This window comes from Acinetobacter sp. MB5 (genome assembly GCF_003261585.1).
Lineage (GTDB): Bacteria > Pseudomonadota > Gammaproteobacteria > Pseudomonadales > Moraxellaceae > Acinetobacter.
This window is the reverse complement of the sequence record NZ_POVU01000006.1, coordinates 144651-166865: the sequence shown is the minus strand read 5'-3', so window position 1 is coordinate 166865 and position 22215 is coordinate 144651. Positions and strand designations below refer to the sequence as shown.

The 22215-nt window shown below is 40.9% G+C and carries 20 protein-coding genes, 1 tRNA gene and 1 pseudogene; 12 read left to right on the top strand and 10 right to left on the bottom strand.

Going from position 1 to position 22215, the window contains the following annotated elements; translation table 11 throughout:
• Nucleotides 1-321: 321 nt before the first annotated feature.
• A complete protein-coding gene (locus tag C1A47_RS09775) occupies nucleotides 322-1515 on the top strand; it encodes a sugar transporter (RefSeq protein WP_111894828.1) in 1194 nt (397 codons plus the stop codon).
• Here the strand turns inward: C1A47_RS09775 and C1A47_RS09770 are convergent.
• Nucleotides 1509-2057 (bottom strand): helix-turn-helix domain-containing protein, encoded by a 549-nt coding sequence (locus tag C1A47_RS09770; RefSeq protein ID WP_111894826.1) that lies wholly within the window; start codon nucleotides 2055-2057, stop codon nucleotides 1509-1511. The two genes, C1A47_RS09775 and C1A47_RS09770, sit on opposite strands and share 7 nt — an antisense overlap.
• A 119-nt stretch (nucleotides 2058-2176) precedes the next feature.
• On the opposite strand from C1A47_RS09770, the gene C1A47_RS09765 reads away from it, so the two are divergent.
• Nucleotides 2177-3085: a DMT family transporter gene (locus C1A47_RS09765; protein ID WP_111894824.1), complete on the top strand. Its 909-nt coding sequence runs from the start codon at nucleotides 2177-2179 to the stop codon at nucleotides 3083-3085.
• Between the two features lie 494 nt (nucleotides 3086-3579).
• Nucleotides 3580-4167 carry a hypothetical protein gene (locus tag C1A47_RS09760; protein ID WP_111894822.1) on the top strand — a complete coding sequence of 196 codons (588 nt, stop codon included), beginning with the start codon at nucleotides 3580-3582 and terminating at the stop codon, nucleotides 4165-4167.
• A 79-nt stretch (nucleotides 4168-4246) separates the two neighbouring features.
• On the opposite strand, the gene C1A47_RS09755 is transcribed toward C1A47_RS09760, so the two are convergent.
• Both C1A47_RS09755 and C1A47_RS09750 read right to left on the bottom strand, forming a co-directional pair.
• Nucleotides 4247-4322, bottom strand: a tRNA-Arg gene (locus C1A47_RS09755).
• A 125-nt stretch (nucleotides 4323-4447) separates the two neighbouring features.
• Entirely contained in the window at nucleotides 4448-5803 is a 1356-nt protein-coding gene (locus C1A47_RS09750) for an amino acid permease (RefSeq protein ID WP_111894901.1), read from the bottom strand.
• 244 nt (nucleotides 5804-6047) lie between these two features.
• Between C1A47_RS09750 and C1A47_RS09745 the strand changes: the two genes are divergently transcribed.
• Both C1A47_RS09745 and C1A47_RS09740 read left to right on the top strand, forming a co-directional pair.
• The gene (locus C1A47_RS09745) at nucleotides 6048-6389 is read left to right on the top strand and encodes a zinc ribbon domain-containing protein YjdM (RefSeq protein ID WP_111894820.1); all 342 of its coding nucleotides are present in this window, start codon (nucleotides 6048-6050) and stop codon (nucleotides 6387-6389) included.
• A 22-nt stretch (nucleotides 6390-6411) separates the two neighbouring features.
• The gene (locus tag C1A47_RS09740; protein ID WP_111894900.1) at nucleotides 6412-7320 is read left to right on the top strand and encodes a polyprenyl synthetase family protein; all 909 of its coding nucleotides are present in this window, start codon (nucleotides 6412-6414) and stop codon (nucleotides 7318-7320) included.
• A gap of 37 nt (nucleotides 7321-7357) precedes the next feature.
• Here the strand turns inward: C1A47_RS09740 and C1A47_RS09735 are convergent, their stop codons facing one another.
• From C1A47_RS09735 to C1A47_RS09720, 4 genes and pseudogenes are all read right to left on the bottom strand, one after another.
• Nucleotides 7358-8215, bottom strand: a complete 858-nt coding sequence (locus C1A47_RS09735) for an SPFH domain-containing protein (protein ID WP_111894818.1) — start codon at nucleotides 8213-8215, stop codon at nucleotides 7358-7360.
• A 2-nt stretch (nucleotides 8216-8217) separates the two neighbouring features.
• A complete protein-coding gene (locus C1A47_RS09730; RefSeq protein ID WP_111894816.1) occupies nucleotides 8218-8703 on the bottom strand; it encodes an NfeD family protein in 486 nt (161 codons plus the stop codon).
• A 95-nt stretch (nucleotides 8704-8798) separates the two neighbouring features.
• Entirely contained in the window at nucleotides 8799-9722 is a 924-nt protein-coding gene (locus C1A47_RS09725; protein ID WP_111894814.1) for a patatin-like phospholipase family protein, read from the bottom strand.
• Nucleotides 9723-9796: 74 nt separating this feature from the next.
• A pseudogene (locus tag C1A47_RS09720) lies at nucleotides 9797-10364 on the bottom strand (1-acyl-sn-glycerol-3-phosphate acyltransferase).
• Between the two features lie 150 nt (nucleotides 10365-10514).
• Here C1A47_RS09720 and C1A47_RS09715 point away from each other — a divergent pair.
• From C1A47_RS09715 to C1A47_RS09695, 5 genes are all read left to right on the top strand, one after another.
• Complete coding sequence (locus C1A47_RS09715) at nucleotides 10515-11738, top strand: MFS transporter (protein ID WP_111894812.1); 1224 nt, start codon at nucleotides 10515-10517, stop codon at nucleotides 11736-11738.
• A 239-nt stretch (nucleotides 11739-11977) separates the two neighbouring features.
• Nucleotides 11978-13375, top strand: a complete 1398-nt coding sequence (locus tag C1A47_RS09710; protein ID WP_111894810.1) for a DcaP family trimeric outer membrane transporter — start codon at nucleotides 11978-11980, stop codon at nucleotides 13373-13375.
• A gap of 276 nt (nucleotides 13376-13651) precedes the next feature.
• Nucleotides 13652-15310, top strand: a complete 1659-nt coding sequence (locus C1A47_RS09705; RefSeq protein ID WP_111894808.1) for a phosphoethanolamine transferase — start codon at nucleotides 13652-13654, stop codon at nucleotides 15308-15310.
• Between the two features lie 21 nt (nucleotides 15311-15331).
• The gene (locus C1A47_RS09700) at nucleotides 15332-16006 is read left to right on the top strand and encodes a response regulator transcription factor (protein ID WP_111894806.1); all 675 of its coding nucleotides are present in this window, start codon (nucleotides 15332-15334) and stop codon (nucleotides 16004-16006) included.
• A 13-nt stretch (nucleotides 16007-16019) separates the two neighbouring features.
• On the top strand, nucleotides 16020-17354 hold the full coding sequence (locus tag C1A47_RS09695) for an ATP-binding protein (RefSeq protein WP_171294365.1): 1335 nt from the start codon (nucleotides 16020-16022) through the stop codon (nucleotides 17352-17354).
• Here C1A47_RS09695 and C1A47_RS09690 read toward each other — a convergent pair.
• Together C1A47_RS09690 and C1A47_RS09685 are read right to left on the bottom strand one after the other, a co-directional pair.
• Complete coding sequence (locus tag C1A47_RS09690) at nucleotides 17343-18137, bottom strand: hypothetical protein (protein ID WP_111894804.1); 795 nt, start codon at nucleotides 18135-18137, stop codon at nucleotides 17343-17345. The two genes, C1A47_RS09695 and C1A47_RS09690, sit on opposite strands and share 12 nt — an antisense overlap.
• Before the next feature lie 160 nt (nucleotides 18138-18297).
• On the bottom strand, nucleotides 18298-19485 hold the full coding sequence (locus C1A47_RS09685) for an ammonium transporter (RefSeq protein WP_111894802.1): 1188 nt from the start codon (nucleotides 19483-19485) through the stop codon (nucleotides 18298-18300).
• Nucleotides 19486-19762: 277 nt separating this feature from the next.
• Here C1A47_RS09685 and C1A47_RS09680 point away from each other — a divergent pair, with 277 nt between their 5' ends.
• The gene (locus C1A47_RS09680; RefSeq protein ID WP_111894800.1) at nucleotides 19763-20122 is read left to right on the top strand and encodes a YidH family protein; all 360 of its coding nucleotides are present in this window, start codon (nucleotides 19763-19765) and stop codon (nucleotides 20120-20122) included.
• Between the two features lie 162 nt (nucleotides 20123-20284).
• Here C1A47_RS09680 and C1A47_RS09675 read toward each other — a convergent pair whose 3' ends face one another.
• Nucleotides 20285-21169: a LysR family transcriptional regulator gene (locus tag C1A47_RS09675; RefSeq protein WP_111894798.1), complete on the bottom strand. Its 885-nt coding sequence runs from the start codon at nucleotides 21167-21169 to the stop codon at nucleotides 20285-20287.
• 99 nt (nucleotides 21170-21268) lie between these two features.
• Between C1A47_RS09675 and C1A47_RS09670 the strand changes: the two genes are divergently transcribed.
• Entirely contained in the window at nucleotides 21269-22174 is a 906-nt protein-coding gene (locus tag C1A47_RS09670) for an AEC family transporter (protein WP_111894898.1), read from the top strand.
• Nucleotides 22175-22215: the final 41 nt, after the last annotated feature.

Sequence of the window (22215 nt, the reverse complement as noted above, 5' to 3'; positions counted from 1 at the left end):
ATTCTTAATGCTTCTCGATATTGGATCAGCAATAAAAAAACAGCGTGTTTTCTTTATCATTTTTTAAAATTCGGATGCTGATAAAAAATAGGCTGAGTTATTTTTTTTAAGATAAGTCATGAGTTTATGTGTTTTCTAAGATGGAAAAATCAAGTAGATTGATTCAATTTTTGCTCAATGAAAAGCATTCGGAGTTAAAAGAAAACTAGAACTAAAAACCAAGTGAATTAATCAACTTTTTTATGTAAAAAGCATACTGTATTTTTGACTTAACGCTATAATTAAACAGCAAACTTGGCCCTTAATTTTTTAGCGAATTTTATGTCTATATCTACACAGCCAGCGCAGCAAGGAAGCTGGATTAGTGTTATTGCACTCGCTTTGGCCGCTTTTATTTTTAATACCACTGAATTTGTGCCAGTTGCTCTCTTGAGTGACATTGCACAAAGTTTCAATATGCGGGCTGCAGAAGTCGGCATTATGCTCACCATTTATGCATGGGTTGTGGCTTTAGCGTCACTTCCCATGATGCTGATTACCCGTAATATGGAGCGTAAAGCTTTATTATTATCGATTTTTTTGTTGTTTATGATGAGTCATCTGCTTTCCAGTGTGGCTCATAATTTTGTGATTTTATTGATTAGTCGAATTGGGATTGCTTTTGCGCATGCCATTTTCTGGTCAATTACGGCTTCTCTTGCTGTTCGGGTTGCACCTGTCGGGAAGGGCGTTCAGGCATTGGGTTTACTGTCTACAGGAACCGTGTTGGCATTGGTGCTAGGAATTCCTTTTGGGCGCGTGGTGGGTGAGTTATTTGGTTGGCGCAATACTTTTGCACTGATTGCAGCTTTGGCGCTATTTACCATGTTGGTGCTGGCGACAACACTGCCAAAATTACCGAGTCAAAATTCGGGTTCATTTAGTAGCTTACCTGTGCTCATGAAACGTCCTGCATTGGTGCTTCTGTATTTGGCAACGATTGTGGTGATTACGGCACAATTTACGGCTTATAGCTATATTGAACCCTTTACATTGCATATCGCGCATTTTCAATCGACTCAGACCACAGCAATTTTATTGATTTATGGTGGTTCGGGTATTTTGGCCTCGATTTTATTTAGCCGTTTTAGTCGAAAACTACCACGAACTTTTGTGATGGCATCCAGTTTAGGCATCAGCATTTCCATGTTGCTGCTTTTACCCTTTGCATCTCATGTCATGAGTTTAATGGGCTTAACCGTGTTGTGGGGCATTGCCATTATGAGTTTTGGCTTGTCTTTACAATCACGTGTATTGCAACTGGCATCCGATGCCACGGATGTTGCCATGTCGCTATTTTCAGGACTCTATAATGTCGGAATTGGTGGTGGAGCATTACTCGGTAGTATCATTAGTCTGCATTATGGCTTGCAATCAATTGGCATGGTGGGCGGCTGTCTAGGCTTGCTCGGTTGTATTCTCTGCTTTTTGATGGTGAAGCGTCCTGATTTTATGTCAGCACCTTCAAATCAATAAGCCACAGTACGCGTAAAGAGCAACGGTTCAGTTCCTAAATTGGCATAGCGATAGGGAACTGAACTGGCATAAACAAAGGATGAACCTGCACCGAGTTGGTGTTGTACTTTGTCTAAAGTAAGTGTTAGCGTGCCGTGTACTACATATAACAATTCACTCCAGCCTTGTGGGTCGGCTTCGGCTTCATAGACTTCACCACTTGCTAAAGACCATGTCCAAAGTTCAACTTGCTGCTGCGCGGGCGCGGAGCAGTTGAGTTCTGCAAAACTTTTTCCATTGGCACTTTGCCATGTTTTGACTTGATGAATATGTGGATTTTTTGCCGCTGGTGAACTGACCAATTCTGCAAAAGAAACATCTAAGACACTGGCAATTGCAGCCAGTTTGGTCAGGCTAATGTTCATTTCCCCAGATTCTAAACCTGCAATGGTACGTCGACTGACACTAGCAAGGTCAGCTAATTGTTGCTGACTTAATTGATGCTGTTCGCGTAAGCGTTTCAGGTTGTCACTGACATATTCCAAAATTCCCTGTTGTGTCATGTCATTTTACCGTTGAGCTGTCTGCGAAAAATCGCAGTGTAGCACAGCTGTGCAATATATTGCACAAAAGATAAAATGCTTATATGATGTGCAATATATTGCACACTTTAGATCCTGTCATGTCAAAATCATTCATACAGCGTTATGCGCCTCAATTGTCCTTGATTGTCATCACCATCGTGTGGGGCGGGACTTTTTTAGTGGTACAACATGCATTGACTGCAAGCTCACCGATGTTCTTCGTTGGCTGTCGTTTTGCTGCAGCCGCAAGCATCATGTTGCTATTGTCTTGGAAGTTGCTCAAAGGAATGACTCGACAGGATATGGTCGCAGGAGTTGGTATTGGTTTAATGATCGCGATTGGCTATGGGTCTCAAACGATTGGTTTAAAAACGATTCCCAGTAGTGAGTCGGCATTTTTAACTGCATTGTATGTGCCGATGGTCCCGATTTTACAATTGCTGATTTTTAAGAAATATCCAAAACCTATGATGTGGTGTGCAGCGGCTTTAGCGTTTGTGGGCTTGATGCTTTTAACAGGGAATGGCTTTTCATCCATTCAGTTAAATTCAGGTCAAATCGTCACTTTATTTGGTGCAATCGCGATTGCCATGGAAATTATTTGGATTGGGCATTTTGCAGGGAAGGTCAATGCACAGCGTGTCACCGTGATTCAGCTTGCAATTGCATCATTATGTGCCTTTATCAGTATGCCTGTGATCGGAGAAACGCATATTCCTGCTTTTAGTTGGACATTATGCCTTACGGCTATTGGTATGGGCTTGGCAAGTGCTGCGATTCAACTCACCATGAACTGGGCACAACGTTCAGTGGATTCTGCTCAAGCTGCAATTATTTATGCGGGGGAACCTGTGTGGGCTGGTATATTTGGGCGTTTAGCTGGGGAACGTTTGGGTGTTATGGCATTACTTGGTGGATTGTGTGTGGTGTTCGGCGTAATTTTAAGTGAAATGAAGTGGACTCGTAAAAAGAAAGTGAAAGTGGCTTGTGAGGATCCAAGCATTTAGGATTTATATCTAATTGGATCTAAATACGACTCATAAAGTCACGTGATTGATTCAATTCTTAAGGATGATTTAAAAGAAAGTTAACGTGTTTACATCGCAATGAAAAGTTTATTTTAAGGCCGTTAAGCACACTGAAATTCTTTAGATCATTCTTTTTTGCATCGCGAAAATATCAAGTTATATATCACTTAACTTTTAAAGCATATAGCTTATTTTGGTTTGTAAGTTACTGTGTATTAATAATTTTATTTGTTATAGATCTTTCGGTTTATCGTCCATTGAGTTGACGAAAAAATAAAAATGAATAAAAAATAATCAGGATCTGGCGAATCTATATTTTCTTTTTAGACATTAATAAAACAAATAGAGTTCGCCTTTTAAAACATGCTTATGTGGCTACTTATCTATGGAATTTAGAGTTGTTGCATAGCGAATGTTTTGTCAATTTAACGCTATTGATGAAATGGTTCTATTCACAATACAAGGAGCGTGTGATGAATTTTTCCAAAGTATTGATTGTTGCGGCTAGTGTAATGCTGGCAACATCAGTGACTTATGCAGATGAAGCAATGCATAGTAAACATATGTCGAGTTGGAAAGCTTCAATGCAGAAAAAACATATGATTGCGAGTGCGATGAGTGCAGCACCTAAAAAAGTCAGTGCAATGGCAACTATCGTTTTTATAGATGCTCAGGGTCATATGCAGACTTTGCGTAAAGGACACAATAATTTTACCTGTATGCCAGATAACCCAACAACACCTGGGCCAGACCCGATGTGTATGGATCCAGCTTCATTGGAGTGGGCTAATGCATGGATGATGCACAAGACTCCTCCAAAAGGAAAAATGGGGTTGATGTATATGCTCGCAGGTGGAACAGATGCGAGTAATATTGATCCTTATGCAACTAAACCAACGGCTGGCAATCACTGGATTAAAACGGGCCCACATATCATGATTGTTGGTGCATCTCAAAGCTTTTACGATATGTATCCTAAACATAAACAACCCGATACTTCGGTTCCATATGTGATGTGGTTTGGAACACCTTACGAGCATTTAATGATTCCGATTAAATAGGAGAGGATGCAGTAGATTGATGATATGTATTATTTTTAAGTAATACTGAGCTAAAGCATAGCTCAAGATATGTTGGAAATGGTGCGGTCTGCGGGACTCGAACCCACGTCGGTCGCTTAGGAGGCAACTGCTCTATCCAGTTAAGCTAAGACCGCAACTCAGGCATTACTCTACCGTAAACTTAAATAAAAAAAAAGTTATTGTATGACAATAACTTTTTAAAAATACTCAGAAAATTGGGTTTATTCATTTTCTCAAATCGTGAATAAACCCATTCTCATCAAGATTTTTTCGCTGCAAGCATTTTATAGAGTACAAACATGAGCACGATCCAGATTGGAATCATAATCACCGACTCTTTAAAGCCTTGCATCCACATAATGTAGAGTACAACAGCAATAAACCCTAAAACGATGTAGTTCGTGATTGGGTATAAGAATGATGGATATTTGGTTTTAATCCCTTCAGCAATAACCACTTTTTTGAAGTTCAAGTGAGTCAAGGCAATCATTGCCCAGTTCAGTACCAAAGCACCGACCACGATATACATCAAGTGTCCTAAAGCATCTTCAGGAACAAAGTAGTTCAGCAATACACACGCGAAAATCAACAATGCAGAGAACAACACCGCAGGAATTGGTGTGCCGCTTTTATTGACTTTCAGGAACACTTTTGGCGCATTACCTTGTTCAGCTAGACCAAACAACATACGGCTATTGGCATACATACCACTGTTATACACAGAAAGTGCAGCCGTTAAGATAATGAAGTTTAAAATACTTGCTGCCCAGCCAATACCTAACTGGCTGAAAATCATCACGAATGGGCTTTTATCTAAACCACCAAGTTCCAGTTTATCCCAAGGCACAAGCGATAATAAAATCGTCAGTGAACCGACATAGAAAATCAGAACACGGAAAACCACCTGATTAATGGCTTTCGGAATGGTTTTCTCTGGCTGTTCAGCTTCGGCTGCTGCCATCCCGATCAGTTCAATCCCGCCGAAGGCAAACATAATGAAGGCCAGCATGTAAAATAAGCCATCAAAACCTTTCGGGAAGAAACCGCCATGTGTCCAAAGGTTAGTAATGGTTGAACCTGAGCTTGGATCAGCCGTTACCAATAGCACGATGCCGAAAATAATCATGGCAATCACAGCCGTGACTTTAATGATCGCCAGCCAGAATTCAGATTCTCCATAGAATTTGACATTACCCAAGTTCACAAGGGTAATGACAATAAAGAAGAACAATACTGACACCCACGCAGGGATAAATGGCCACCAATAGTTAATATATTTAGCAACAGCGGTCAGTTCGGACATTGCTACCAGAATATATAAAATCCAGTAATTCCAGCCTGTTAAGAAGCCTGGAAAATTTCCCCAATACTTATACGCAAAGTGACTGAACGAACCTGTTGTTGGTTCATGAACAATCATTTCCCCCAGTTGACGCATAATTAAAAAAGCAATTAAACCACCAATTGCATAGCCTAAAATAATTGATGGCCCAGCAGATTGGATGACTTGTGCGGAGCCTAGAAACAGACCCGTACCAATTGCACCACCCATTGCAATCAGTTGGATATGTCTGTTCTTTAAGCCACGCTGTAATTTCGATGACTCGTTACTCAAAATCGTATGCTCAGTAATCCACAAGATTTTGTATTGTAATAGATTGCTATAATTTAGCCTAGCGTTAAGCGTGACTCATCGATGTGCGACCTTTGTATTATAACTTTTTGAAAAACATCAATATTTTTTGATTAAAAAATGTCCGTTTTGAAGCTTAAGTTGTACATTTTATTAGAGATGTTCAGATATTTTTGAAAAAAATCAACATTCAGGCGATAATGCCTTTTATTTTGAGGTTGATTACATGACCATTCCTGCTTGCCCAAAGTGTCAGTCAGAATATACCTATGCTGATGGTGATTTATTGATCTGTCCAGAATGTTCTTATGAATGGAAAGAAGGCGAAGCAGCGACTGAAAGCAGCGCACAGATTGTAGATGCACATGGTCAACCCTTACAAGATGGTGACAGCGTTACAGTCATCAAAGATTTAAAAGTTAAAGGTTCATCTTCAGTCGTTAAAGTCGGTACAAAAGTTAAAAATATTCGCTTACTTGCCGATGCCACTGATGGTCACAATATTGACTGTAAAATCACAGGGATTGGCGCCATGAAACTTAAATCAGAATTCGTCAAAAAAGCGTAATTTCTATATGTCCGAGGCAGATGTGTCAACACTCGCATCCATATCCGCAGACGTTTTAAAATCTGCACAGCAACAAATTCAGCAAGACCTCACTTTAGCGCTGGATGCTTTTGCATTGCCAGAACCTTTAAAAGGGGCGGTCTATCATGCAGTCATGCTGGGCGGTAAGCGAGTGCGTCCTGCACTGTGTTATGCCACAGCCGCTTTACAGACTCATGCACCATCGGCGGCAGTACGCCGTGCTGCGGTTGCAGTGGAACTGATTCACTGCTATTCATTGGCACATGATGATTTGCCATGTATGGACAATGACTCATTGCGCCGTGGACAGCCAACTTGTCATGTCGCTTTTGGGGAAGATACGGCTTTGCTGGCTGGTGATGTGTTGCAGTCGATGGCGTATGAAGTACTTGGTAGCCGTTTATTCGATACAGGTGTCGTGATTGAGCCAAGTATTGTTTTAAAACAAATGCAGATTTTGGCGACTGCCAGTTCAAAAATGGTCAGTGGTCAAGTGCTTGATTTACAAGCTGAAGGAAAGCGGGTTGATCAGGAAGCACTGGAAAATATTCACCGCAACAAAACAGGTGCTCTGATTCAGGCGGCAATCATGATGGCGGCGGTGACTATTTTTAAAGGTACAGATCCTGCTATTCCTCAATTGCGTCAGTTTGGTCAGGCGATTGGTCTGGCCTTTCAAGTGCAAGATGATATTTTGGATATTACAGCCGATACTGAAGTCTTAGGTAAGACGGCAGGGAAAGATCTTGAAGTTGAGAAATCGACTTACCCTGCATTGTTGGGCTTAGATGCTGCACAAGCCTATGCACAGCAACTCCATGACCAAGCCCTAAAAGCCTTAAGCCATTTTGGTGAAGATGCTCAGCAACTCTATGCAATTACCCAGTTTTTACTGGCAAGAGCACATTAAAAAAGCGGCATCAGCCGCTTTTTTATTTTCTAAGTGATTATCTTAGGTCACGTCCCATAATCCCGCGGATGGTGTTGAGTACATCGGCAGGAAGCACCACAGTTTTGGCATTATTGGATTTCGACATGTCTTGCATGGCTTTAATGTACTGTTCACCGAGCAAGTAAGACACAGGAATTTCTTTTTCACCTACGGCAGAGCTGACCATAGTAATCGCTTTTTGCGAAGCTTCAGCCAAGACGACTTGGGCTTCGGCATCACGACGTGATGCTTCCAAACGACCCTCAGCTTCTAAAATCGCTGCTTGTTTCTCACCATCTGCTTTGGTTACCGCCGCGCGGCGTTGACGTTCCGCTGCTGCTTGGGCTTCCATGGCAGCTTGCATCGTTGGAGATGGTTGAATATCTTGAATTTCAACCGTTTTTAAAGTAATTCCCCAGTCAGCAATATCATCAGAAATGGCTGCTTTCAGTTTTGCTTTAATATGATCACGTGATGATAAAGCATCATCCAGATCCATTTCACCAACAATCGAACGCAACGATGTTTGTACCAAGTTCTGAATCGCAATACTAAAATTATCAATCCCGTAAACTGCTTTTTCAGGTGTCGTTAAGTTGATATAAGCAAAGGCATTCATGAGTAATACCGCATTGTCACGAGTGATGACTTCTTGAGAAGGAATGTCCAGCACAATATCTTTGGTGGTGACTTTGTAGGCAATATCATCAATATAAGGAATGATAATGCTTAAGCCAGGGCCAAGTGTGGTGTGATATTTACCAAGACGTTGCACAATCCACTTGTTCCCTTGAGGCACAATACGGACACCTTTAAAAATCGTCACTGCAACAAAAACTAAAACGGCTAAAAAAATAATACTTGGAATCGACATTGTTATTTTCCTTGTGGTGAAGATGAAGTGCTTGATGAATAGCTTTGTACGACCAACTCGTTTCCTAAAATGTCAGTGACAATCACGCGATCGCCCACTTGAACAGTAGAAGTGGTACGGCAAGTCCATTCATCAGCGCCGAGTACAGGAAGGGAAAATCTCACTTTAATTTGATCGTGATTGAGTCCAGTCTGGATCACCATCCCGATTTGCCCGATGGTCGCTTCGCGAGGCAAACCTGCTTTGGTTTTATCAATCGATAAAGGTTTGATGAATTTAAACCAAAGCACAGTGCACAGGATCGAAAAAATGCTCCATGTCACTAATTGGGTGGCTAAACCCATCCATGGGAAAATCCAAGATAAAATACTGACCATAATTGCAGCAATGCCAAACCAAATCGCGGCAAAAGTCGGCACAATCAGTTCAATGAGCATTAAAGCAATGCCTAAAACAAACCAGTGCCAAGGTTCTATTACGATATGCATACGTTTTCTCTGTATTTTTTGGTTTTATTTTGCAGCACCTGCATCAGCTTAATTTAGCAGATGATGCAGGTAAAGAATATGTTTATTGAATATTTTTAGAAGCGAGGGCGAGGTGCAGGGCGTAGTGCAGCAGGGGATTTTTTAAAGTTAGCAATTGCAGCTTCAATCGCAGGAATCTTGGCTTGAGCCGCTTGTTCACCTTCCAAGATAGCATTCTGGCTCTCATTTAAATCGAGGACACCTAAATTGCCGACTTTGGGCTGAATCACCACAGTTGCTTGCTGTAGTTCTTGTCGAATACTTTGCTGTCCCATAATATTAATGGTTTGATCAAGTAAGCCAAACATATTGCCTGCACCAGTTTTACTTGGACGTGCAGAAATATCGACTGCAATCACAATATCTGCGCCCATACTTTTGGCGGTGCTGACAGGAATTGGGCTGACCAATCCACCATCGACATATTTCACACCCGCAATGGTGGCAGGTACGAATACGTTGGGAATACTGCAAGAGGCACGAACCGCTTGACCCGCATTGCCTCGAATAAATTCGGTTTTTTTGCCGTTGTCTAAGCGAGTTGCCACTGCGGAAAATCGAATCGGAAATTGCTGAATTTGTTTATTTCCCACATTGGCGTTGACATAGTCTTGGAGTTTTTGACCCAAGACAACTCCCTGACGGTTAAAGGTCAGGTCACGTAGATCGGACTCTTTTAACTTAAAAGCAAGTTGTTGTAACTGATACGGGGTTTTGCCACTCGCATACAGGCTGCCGACGAAGCTGCCTGCACTGGTTCCCGTTACGATCTTTGGCTTAATGCCATGAGATTCAAGAACTTTAATCACGCCAATATGTGCAAAACCTTTGGCACCACCTCCGCCCAATGCAAGTGCAATTACAGGTTCGCGAGGTTTCACTGTGGGCGTAGGCACTTTTTTAGAACCTAGCGTATCACAGCCTAAAAGCCCTGTGCCGAGTAGGGCAATGCAAGACCAGCGTATTATGTTGGGTGTCATAGGAACGAGCATCGTGTGCGTGAAAAAACGAGAGCGCATATCTCAGCAAACTTTTCAGATATTGACCAGTATTTTTACAAAAGTTTGCGTAAAGGCTCAGATAACCATTGTTTATTTTTAGGGGAAAATTGCCCTCGATAGCAGCTTAAAATCTTCTCTAAATCCTGTTCGTAATTTCCACTAGGTTGTATAAAACCAAGGCAACCTAAGGTTTTATCTTGATAGTTGAGTGCAAACATCACAATCGGTACGCCTGCAGCCAGCTGCAATATGATAAAACCCTGTCTTAATCTGCCGAGCATGTTTACGAGTCCCTTCGGGAGCAAGACCTAACCAGATTTTCTCACGGGATTGAAGGATTTTTATGGCTTGTTCAGTAAATCCACTGTTTTTGTTGCGTTGAACGGGGATGACATCAACATGTTCAAGCAGGGGTTTAAGTGGGGTTTTAAACAGAGAATCTTTCCCCAAAACTGAAATTTTCATCCCCAAACCTAAAATGCTGATCAGGGCATACCATGCATCATAATTCGACGAATGCGGCATTAAAATGGTGATACCTTTAGGTAAATCTGGAATTTCTCTTTCAAAACTCCAGCCTTGCAGGTAAAAGAACTGGCGGAACCAAGCCCGACTTTGCACTGTGCCACGTGCAGGTCATTGAGTGGGTAATGTTGGAAAACGTTTTACTTTCATGTTGATAGATCAATGCATTTTAGACAGGAAAGCATTGTAAACTGATGTGCTGATCATGCTTTTACAAATTGTAAATCTCGTGCTTCACCGAATGGAATGGCTATGCCCAATATATACGTCTTGTTATTTTCACTGTACTGGGCACAGGGCTTGCCTGTTGGGTTTATGACACATGCCTTGCCTGTATTGCTTCGCGCAGAAGGAGTGTCTTTGGCAAAAATTGGTGGTTTTGGTTTATTGATGATGCCTTGGGCAATTAAAGCCCTTTGGGCACCTTGGGTTGATCAGTGGGGGCACTTTCGCCGCTGGATTTTAGTGACTCAATTTTTAAGTATTATATTTCTTGTTGTATTGGCTAAGTTTCCACTCTCTGTTTTGCATCAGCCATCTCAATTGTATGTGTTTTTTATTCTACTTTTTTTGCTGAATAGTGCGGGTGCAACGCAGGATATTGCAACGGATGGTTTGGCAGTGAAGTTGCTCAAACAGCAGCAACAGCACTGGGGAAATAGCTTGCAAGTCATGGGCTCACGTTTGGGTTTTATTGTGGGTGGTGGTGCAATGCTCTGGGCGGTTGGGGATTTTGGCTGGCAGTCTAGTTTTATGTGCCTTGCTGGCTTGGTTCTTTTAAATACAATTCCGATGGTGTTGTATCGGGATCAATCTCCAAATTCTATCCATCATATAGCGAAAGTTGATCAAATTAATTGGCGAACCTATTTACCTTATTTTTTAGATCAAAAAGAAATACGTGCATGGTTACTGGTTCTACTCACTTTTAAAGTCGCAGATGGCTTGTTTGGCCCGATGTCGAAAACCATTATGGTGGATTTGGGGCTGTCACTGTTGCAGATTGGTTTTTATATTTCGATTTTAGGGGCGGTGAGTGCACTTTTAGGATCTTTGGTTGCAGCTTGGATATTGCGAGTTTGGTCTCGGAATCGGGCCTTATATTGGTTTAGTGTTTTTAAGGTACTGAGTTTATTGGGAATGGCATGGTTGGCGATGCAGTTGCAAACGTTCAATTCTGTCTCGCATCTGACGATTTATGTATTACATGCTTTTGAAGAATTTTGTTCAGCCATGCTTTTGGTGGTGATGTTAACGCTCATTATGCAGTATTGCAGACCACAATTTGCAGCTACAGATTTCACATTACAAGTATCAATCATGGCACTCGTGAGTGGAATAAGTTATGTGTTTGGTGGATTTTTAACCGAAAATATGGGGTATTGGCATATGAGCATCCTTGTTCTATTTATTGTTTTTATAAATATGTTTTTTATTTATAAATGGGGAACCAGATATTCAAAGAACTGAATTGAATAAAAAATAGACAAAAATAAGCAATTTACAAATTTGTTTTTAGAAACATCTTGGAATAATTTTAATTTAAAGTTATTTTTTTGTGTAATTCTACGACTTAAGCTGTATAGAAATATATGGAATAAGTAAGGATTATTAAATTTCTTAAGGGATTGTCATAATTTTGTTACCTTAGTTTGGAATAGTAGCGATACTTTCAAAACAACAAGTTTTTTTATTGGATGGAGAATACTGTGGTCAAAGTTAAAACGTTAGCACTTTCTGTAAGCGCAGCTTTAGCATGGGGAGCAATGGGTTCAGCTCAAGCAGCAACAACTTCACAACAAGTTGCTGACTTAAAGGAACAAGTTGCAGAACTTCAACAAATGGTTCAAACACTTTCTGGCCAACAACAACAACAAGCAGTACAGTTGCAACAACAAGCTGAAATGGCTGCTGCTAAACCAGCACCAGTTGCACCAATGGCTTCAAGCTCTAAACCAGGTTGGTTTACACTTCCAGATGGTCAAACTCAAGTTAAACTCTACGGTAGCGTACGTGTAGATGGTACATACGATACGAAAGCTAACCCATCACCAAACATTAACAACAATACAAACTCAGTACCTTTAAATTCTGCAAATGGCACTAAAGATAACTTAAACGTTACTGCTGCAACTTCACGTATTGGTTTAGACATCGTTCGTCCAACTCAATATGGTGATTTGATTGGTAAAATCGAAGCTGACTTTATGGGTAGCAGTGGTGGGACAAACAGTGACGGCCAATTCCGTGTACGTCATGCCTATATGTCTTTAAACAAATGGTTAGTGGGTCAAACCACATCTCCATTCGTAAATGCTGACACTATGCCTGAAACTGTTGACTTCAACGGTGCAATGGGTGGTGGTACGAAACGTACAGTTCAAGTCCGTTATACACAGCCTGTAACAGCTAACCAAAAATTATTGTTAGCATTAGAAGGCGGTGATGTTGATGGTATTAACTCTTCAGCCTCAACAGCAACTGTAACAGCTATTACTACAACAGGAACTACAAGTTCAGGTGGTAACCGCCTACCTGCATTGACTGCACGTTATGATATTGCAACTGCAGACAAAAAAGGTCTTTTACAAGTGCATGGTTTGCTACATGAAAACCGTGTTTCATTGAGTGACAGTGTTGATGAAACAAAATTAGGTTGGGGCGTAGGTCTTGGTGCAAAATATAGCTTTACACCAAACGATACAGTATTTGCTAACTATTACCACGTAAAAGGCGATAGCAAATATATGCTTTATTCAAACCCAGCGTATGCTACTGGAGTTGATGGCACAGATGTTATTATTGCTGAATCTGAATTTGACTCAGGTTTGATTGGCTATGCACATAAATGGTCACCAAAATGGCGTTCAACTGTAGCGGCTGGTGGTATCTGGTATAAAAACAGCAATGATTATGCTGATTTTGCAAAAACAACAAGCTCTACAAGTTTGAACAAGAGTATGTATAACATCATCGCAAACAGCTTCTACTCACCAGTTCCTGGTGTAGATTTGGGTGTAGAATACACTTACGGTCAACGTAAAACATTCCTTAATGAAAAAGGCGACTACTCTCGCGTAAACTTGATGGCTAAATATAACTTCTAATTCTTCTTATAGAATTTAAAGTGATGAAAACCGCAGTCAGTTGACTGCGGTTTTTTTATGATTTTAATAAATATAAATAATGTTAAGTATCATTTTATAGATACAATACCCACCTGATTTTTACTCAGCACAACAACAAGCAATTTCAGCATCAAGCGTTGATTCTATTGAGCAATTGATATCGATGCTTTGCTGTCTATTTTTCTTATAAGTTGTTGTTTAAGCGTTTTTTAAGTTAGTCCTTATACATTGCAATTTCCATACGGAAGAATAAGTATGTTGAATTTTTTTAGTCAGTTTAGAACTCGATTACGGCCAATAAGCCTGAGTCGTTTTAATTTGATTATCGCGGTTTGGTTAGCCATCGCATTGAACTTTACATTTTATCGGCAGGCATTGATCTACGCTAATTTGAGTAGTTTAAAAAGTTTGATGTTTGGTGGGACACTCGCACTGGTTTTAACACTTTATTATTTCGTGTGTTTACAGATTTTATCTTGGCAGTGGAACAAAAAATGGTTAGCTGCCATTTTACTGGTGATTGCAGGTTGCAGTGCATATTTTGTAAATAGTATGGGAATTATGATTACCCCAGAACAAATTCAAAATATGATGCAGACTGACCGAACTGAAGCCATGAATTTATTATCATGGCAATATTTGGTTTGGCTGGCTTTTATGGTGATTTTACCAATCGCTATAATGGCTGTATTGCCCGTAAAGAAAGAGCCGATCTTGGGTCAGCTCTGGAAAAAAGTTGCCAGTATTGTGGTTGCTTTGGTGATTGTAGGTGGGGCAGTTTACTTAAACTATATTAATTTCACGTCGTTGTTTCGAGGACATCGTGAAGTTAAAAACCTGATCTCTCCAAATAATGTGTTTAGTTCAGGTTTGAGTTACTACAAGAAGTTGTCGTATAAACCATTACCTTTGGTGCAATATGGTTTGGATGCTAAACGTAATATTGCTGTGACTGCAAATCAAAAAGCCAAGTTGATGGTTTTGGTAGTTGGCGAAACAGCGCGTGCAGAAAGTTTCTCGTTGAATGGCTATAGGAAAAATACCAATCCAGAACTAGCGAAAGTGGAGAATTTGATTAATTTCACTCAGGCAAGTTCTTGTGGTACAGCAACTGCGGTTTCGGTTCCATGTATGTTCTCGGGTATGCCGCGTAAGGATTATGATGAACGTTTGGCTTCGCATCGGGAAGGTTTACTCGATGTTGCTCAACATGCAGGTTATAAAGTCACTTGGATTGAGAATGATTCAGGGTGTAAAGGGACTTGTGATCGGGTCAATAATTTTGTTATTCCTGACGATATTAAGAAAAAATATTGTGAGAATCGGGATTATTGTCTAGATGGTGTTTTATTAGAAAGTTTGCAGCGTTATTTACAAAGTATTCCTGCAACTGACCAGACACCGCAACTGGTGGTATTACATCAGATTGGGAGTCATGGTCCTGCCTATTATCAGCGGTCGACTGCTGAATTTTCACCTTTCCAGCCGAGTTGCAATACGACTGCAATTCAAAGCTGTGAACGGTCAAAATTGATCAATAGCTATGATAATAGTATTGTTTATACAGATCATATTTTAAGCGAAGTAATTCGTGTTTTAGCAAATAATGATAAATACCAAACCGGTTTTTGGTATTTGTCAGATCATGGCGAGTCCACAGGTGAAAATGGATTGTATCTGCATGGCGCACCGTATGCTTTAGCACCGTCACAGCAGACACATATTCCAATGATGATGTGGTTCTCTCCAGAATGGCGTAGCAATCATCCGCAACAAGTGGCGTGTTTGTTGCAACAGCGACAGGCCAAACGAGGGCAGGATAATTTGTTCCCAACCTTGTTGAGTTTGTTAGATATTGACAGTCAAGTCATTCAACCCGAATTAAATATGTTGGCACAGTGTGCCAACACCTAAATTGTAATTAGAGTGCATCGCATGTCCAAGATCTTAATTATTGAAGATGATTTCATGATTGCAGAGTCCACCATTACCCTATTGAAATATCATGGTTTTGATGTTGAATGGGTCAACAATGGTGTTGATGGTCTGACAGAATTGTCTAAGCAAGCGTTTGATATCGTGTTGCTTGATCTTGGCTTGCCCTTGATGGATGGCATGCAGGTACTCAAGCAGATTCGTCAGCGCACGCAAATTCCAGTCCTGATTATTTCTGCTCGTGATCAACTGGAAAATCGTGTGGATGGTTTAAACCAAGGGGCAGATGATTACTTGGTTAAACCTTATGAATTTGAAGAGTTATTTGCTCGAATTCAGGCATTGTTGCGCCGTGCTGGTGTTGGCGTAAAAACGACAAGTAACGATAAAGTTCTCACAAATGGTGACTTGATGCTCGATATCGAGCAACATATTGCTAAATATAAAGGTCAAATCATCGAATTGTCTAATCGTGAATGGGCGATTTTGACCCCACTGATGACGCATCCCAATAAGATTTTTTCAAAATCTAATTTGGAAGACAAACTGTATGATTTTGACAGTGAAGTTTCGAGTAATACGATAGAAGTTTATATTCACCATTTGCGTGCCAAACTGGGGAAAGACTTTATTCGTACGATTCGCGGCTTGGGTTATCGTCTAGGACATAACTGAGTTTGAGTGCAATATGCAAAAGCGCAAGTCTTTAGGGTCAAAACTGGTTGTCCTGACATCACTGATGAGTTTGGTGATGGCATGTATTTTGATGTTTTCGACCTATCATATTGCACTAAAAGAACTCACTCGCATTTTGGACACCCAAATGCAGTTTTTGGCCACTCGCGCCACAACATTTAATCTTAAAAGTAACCATAGTAGTTTTAACCTCGACCATGAATATCAGCGTCAAGAAGTATTCATGGATATTTGGGCTTATGATGATCCCAATCAGCTAAAATCCAATCAGCTCCTTGTTCCTAGGGTGAGTAAAGCAGGTTTCTATAAGCGCGAAACGGATAATGGTACGTGGTACACTTATGTGTTACCCACAGCAAAATTCCAGATTCAGGTCAGTCAGCATGAACGGACTCGACAGGTTCTGGCATTGGAGCTGGCTGGAAGTATGGTATTGCCCTATATTCTGATTATGCCATTTGTGCTGTTTATTATTTTCTGGATTATTCGTGGGAGTTTAAAACCACTGGATGATTTAAAAAGTGAACTGGCTCAGCGTGATTCAAATGAGTTAAGTCATATTTCTGAAGAACAATATCCAATCGAATTGTTACCAGCAGTCAATGAAATTAACTACTTGTTTGATCGTATTTCAAAGACACAACAGGAACAGAAACAATTTATAGCCGATGCTGCGCATGAGTTGCGTACGCCAATTACTGCGCTGAATTTGCAGACCAAAATTCTGCTGAGAGATTTTCCCGAAAATACCGCTTTGATTAATCTCAGCAAAGGTTTGGCACGGATCCAGCATTTGGTAAGTCAATTGTTGGCGTTGGCGAAACAGGATGCATCACTCAATACTTTGGATATGTCGAAAAAATTCCGTCTCAATGATGTTGCATTGAACTGTGTGGAACAGCTCATGAATTTGGCGATGGAAAAAGATATTGATCTGGGCTTTGAGCGCAATGAAGAAGTGATTCTGCAAAACTATGAACCAACAGTACATTCAATTATTTATAATCTGATTGATAATGCGATTAAGTACACACCGACAGCAGGTGTAATTAATATTGCCGTTTATCCAGATGAGCAGCAACAAGTTGCTTATGTCTGTATTGAGGATAGTGGGCCAGGGATTCCACAAGAGCAATATGAACAGGTGCTTAAGCGCTTTTACCGCGTCCATCACCATTTAGAGGTGGGCAGTGGCTTGGGCTTATCAATTGTGCAAAAAGCCATTCAGCATGTCGGTGGCACGCTGAGCTTTGATCAAAGTCTGGAGCTGGGTGGTTTAAAAGTCTTGGTAAGATTACCGACACATCTTCATATTTTAAACGGATGAGATCGGTTTTAAATTTTTCAGAAAAATCAGAAAAATCTTCATTCGTTTCCCATCATTTCCCGTTTTTTCTACGCCAATGCGGTTGAGCCATGCAAAGCGATGTCCCACTTTGCCAAGCTGAAACAAAATGTCCTGACGATCTTTAAGCTCATGTTTGACCATTTGCTCAATTTCAGGACGCTCTTGCTCATTAAATCGAAAAGCCGTTGAAAATAAAAGACATAACCAGTCACGTGCCTGACATGTCTCGAGATCCAGCGTACTGCGTGGGTCTGTTTCAAAGTCAATAAATGAAATATTCTGCTGGCTATCAACCAAAATATTGCGGGCAAAGGCTTCGCTCAAATAACTGTTTTTAGCATGAATCTGTTTTAAGGCATATAGCGCGGTTTCAAATAACGCTTTGCGTTGTGAAAAATTGGATTCACGGGCCAAGGCATGATCAAGCTGCATCAGTTTTTGATCATCATGTGCAATATCTTGAATCAGTAACCCTGATTTTGACTCAGCAAGCACTTTGGGAACAGAAATGCCGATTTGCTCTAACTGACGAATACGCTGTGCTTCACAGTGAATCGCATCTGAACCACCATAATTGGGTACAGGTGCTAAAATCTGTAAATTCAAAAGCTTAGAAAACCATTGCAAAGGTAAATACAACCACCAAGGATGGCGCTTCGACGCTTTCTTGAGCCATACCTTTAATCCATCAATCACATAAGGCTGAATCGATCGGCTTTGTGTAGAGGCGGTGTGTTCCAAGAACTCTTGATATTTGTGCATACGAACAACGACACCTTATTCAGGTGGTGAGTGAAAACAAGCGGGAATGAAAATGTATCTCAGTTTTCCCGATAAGTATAGGGTTATCTTACAGTATTGTCATATCACATTGAAAATGTCATGAAAGGCAAACTTAAAAGGAGTTTGCCCAAAGACTGCCTTAGAACTTACTTTCCTCGGCATTTGCAGAAATTTTATGAATAGATAAGTCAGCACCGCGATATTCTTCTTCTTGGGTTAGGCGAATTCCCATGGTGACTTTCAATAAGCCATAAACACCGAATCCACCTGCAAGTGCAATTGCAATCGCAAGGAGTGTACCGATGATTTGTGCAACGAAAGATACACCACCTAGACCACCTAAAGTGGTTTGTCCAAAAATACCCGCAGCAATACCACCTAATGCACCACAAACCCCATGCATTGGCCAAACCCCAAGCACATCATCGACTTTGAGTTTGTTTTGGGTATAGGTAAAGAGTTGTACAAACACGATACCTGCGATACCACCAATCACCAGTGCGCCAATCGGATGAACAATATCTGAACCTGCACAGATTGCAACCAGACCTGCAAGCGGGCCATTGTGCAAGAAACCAGGGTCATCTTTGCCCATATAGTTAGCTGTAATCGTACCGCCAACCATTGCCATCAGTGAGTTGATGGCAACTAATCCTGAAATAGCATCTAAGCGTTGGGCACTCATCACATTAAAGCCGAACCAGCCAACCATGAGAACCCATGAGCCCAGTGCCAGAAAGGGAATAGATGATGGTGGGTGTGCAGCAATAGCACCATCTTTACGATAGCGACCATAACGTGGTCCCAGTAAGATGACAGCAGCTAAAGCGATCCAGCCTCCCATTGCATGGACAACGACTGAACCTGCGAAGTCATGAAAACTTGCGCCAAAAGTTTGTTGTAGCCAGTTTTGTAAGCCTAAATTGCCATTCCAGATCAATCCTTCAAAAAAAGGATAAACAAGTCCGACCAGTAATAAAGTCGCAATGGCTTGGGTACGCATCTTCGCGCGTTCTGCAATACCACCTGAGATAATCGCAGGAATTGCTGCGGCAAAGGTGAGTAGGAAGAAGCAGCGCATCAGGTTGTAACCATGCTGTTCAGCTAGTACATTACCTGAATGGAAAAAGTGCTGCCCATAAGCAATGTAATACCCGATAAAAAAGTAAGCTATCGCTGAGATTGCAAAATCCGATAAGATTTTACTCAGAGCATTGACCTGATTTTTATGCCGAACTGTCCCCAGCTCAAGAAATGCGAAGCCCGCATGCATGGCAAGAACCAGAACTGCGCCGAGCAATAAAAATAAAATATCGAAATTTTGCATTATGGTCGCTTAAAAATAGTGCTAATTTGGAAATGTGCACAAGTATAGCGATGCAAGTTGCACCAATATAGGTATTGTTAGATGGAAATTTTAATCATGAAAATATGAAAATACGCAAGACTCGATATAAAGCAATTTGTGCACTAAAACAGATTAAATGCACAAATGTGGTGCTTTTTAGGCGGTATTGGAAAATAAACTTGCATGAAGTTTAATTATTGCAAGAAATTGAATAACTTTTTAAAGTTCATAGAAATGCTTTTAACAGTAGGTAAAAATGTCCAATTTACAAGACCCTCGTGTATTTTTTGCTTTAGAGCGCACCTTATTGGCTTGGAACAGAACGAGCTTAGGATTGATCGCTTTTGGGTTTCTTCTGGAGCGTTCAACCGTGCTTGCACATCTTCTTGATCCCAAAAACTATGCAACTAAAATCCTTTTAAGCAAAATTTTTGCGGTCATTGTTATTTTGTTTGGAATGGGCTTAAGTCTTTTATCTGCCCGTCAGTATAAAGTCGCCCTGAAGTCACTCAGTCAAGTGGAGTTGATTGAAGGTTATCGAACTGACTTGCCGATGATGCTCACCATCTTTAATGTCTTATGTGGCATTTTTCTAGTGATTACATTTTTTATTTAATAGACTTCATTCATCAGTTACTTTTAAAACGATAAATGACAATAAGGATACCCTCATTCCAAAGGGAGAGGGAACTTTCAAGAGGACTTTGATGAATCATGAGTGAATGATCATTTTCTGATTGTTGAAATTGATCTTAATATTTGGCATATAAACTCTGTTTTATGCTGATTGCCAGACCTGCTGGGCAATTTGTATGAATGCTTTGGTCGCAGGACTGAGATGTTTATTGTTCTTGACCGCAAGCCCAATACTGCGTTTTAAATTGGGTGAAAAAGGACGTTTCACGACATTGGGGTAGAGCGCTAGTAACTTTTGAGTCAACACCATATCCGAAACGACAGAAATTCCTAGTTGGTTGTTGACCATGCTGATGATGCTGAGAATCTGGGAAATGCGATATTTAATTTTAGGTTGCACCTGAAACTGCTGAAAAATCAGTTCCACTTGTTTCTGGCTGCCTGCCAAAGTCATTATGAAAGATTCTTGTGCCAGTTGCTCGGGCTGAATCGTACTGTATTTTGCCAAGTGATGGGTTTTGGGAATTAAAGCCACAAAAATATCATTCAGTAACGGTACACAATCAAACTGTGTATTCGGCAATAAAACAAAACCGACATCAATCCGCCTTTCCTGAAGCCACTGACAAACGTCCTGATCATCACCTTCATCAATATAAATTTCGATATTGGGATACTGCTGCTGAAAGATTTCTAAAATTTCAGGCAAAAGCAAAATTGAAGACGATGCACCAAAAGAGCCAATGCGAAGTGTACCCTGATTAAGTCCATGCAAAGCTTGTACTTCTTGTTCCAGAGTATGCGAAATACTCAGTAACTCTTTGACATGGATCAGGAGTTGCTGTCCTGTTGCGGTGAGTTCGACTTGGTTGTTATGACGGGCAATCAGATTAACCTGCCAGTCTTGTTCCAAACTTTTCAGTGCATGTGAGACAGCCGATTGGGTAATTCCCAGCTTCTCCGCAGTTGCGGTAAAGCTACGCAGTTCTGCAATCCATGCAAAAATTTCTAATTGGCTAAAGGTCATGGCAAGGCACGACATCATGAGGAAAAGCTCATTTTAGCATGAGCACAAATCTTGTTTAAACTTGATTTATGACAAGATGAAATGCTGAGGCAAAGCATGTTGCAGCAAATGATGCTTGCAGTGATTCCATTAATCGTGCTGATCGCAACAGGTTATGGATTAAAGCAGGTGAATTTTTTTGAAGATGGGTTCTGGCACGGTGCAGAGAAGCTGAATTATTATCTGTTGTTTCCAGCGCTCTTGTTGCACACTACCCTAACAGCACACATTGAGTTTTCTCAACTCAAACGTCCGATTCTCAGCATGTTTGTGGTCGTGGCTTCGGCAAGTACATTTTTATATGCACTGCGGATGTTTAAGCCAATGTCCGCAGCACGTTTTGGGGTGCATATGCAAAGTGTGGTGCGCTTCAATACCTATATTGGTCTGGCACTCGTAGCGGCATTGTATGCCAAACAGGGCATGGCCATCTTGGCGGTCTTGTTAGCATTATGCATTCCTGTGGTAAACGTCATTTCGGTATTGTCTCTAATGGAACGTCAGCACATGGCATTGCGTCCTGTGTTATTGTCACTGCTAAAAAATCCGTTAATTTTGTCCTGTGCTGTCGGAATCAGTTTGAATCTGCTGAATGTTCCAATCTGGCAGGGCATTCTACAAGTCCTTAAAATTAGTGCAGCATCGAGTTTGCCATTAGGTTTATTCTGTGTGGGTGCAGCTTTGCAGTTTAAGCAACTCCATAAGGATCTTTGGGCGTTGTCTCTAGATACGTTCGCACGTTTATTGTTGATGCCTGCTTTGGCCTATACGGTAGCGAACCACTTTGCTGTGCCCCAACTCAGCCTGCAAGTCATGGTCATTTTCTTTGCATTGCCAACGGCTTCGGCTTCTTACATTTTAACCAAAGTACTCAATGGTGATAGTCAGCTCATGGCTGCGGTGATTAGCTTTCAAACCGTTTGTGCGGCACTGACTTTACCGCTTGTGATTTGGTGTATGACCTAAATCAGCAATCTCGACTAAGGCAAGAAGCACTTGTTCATGGA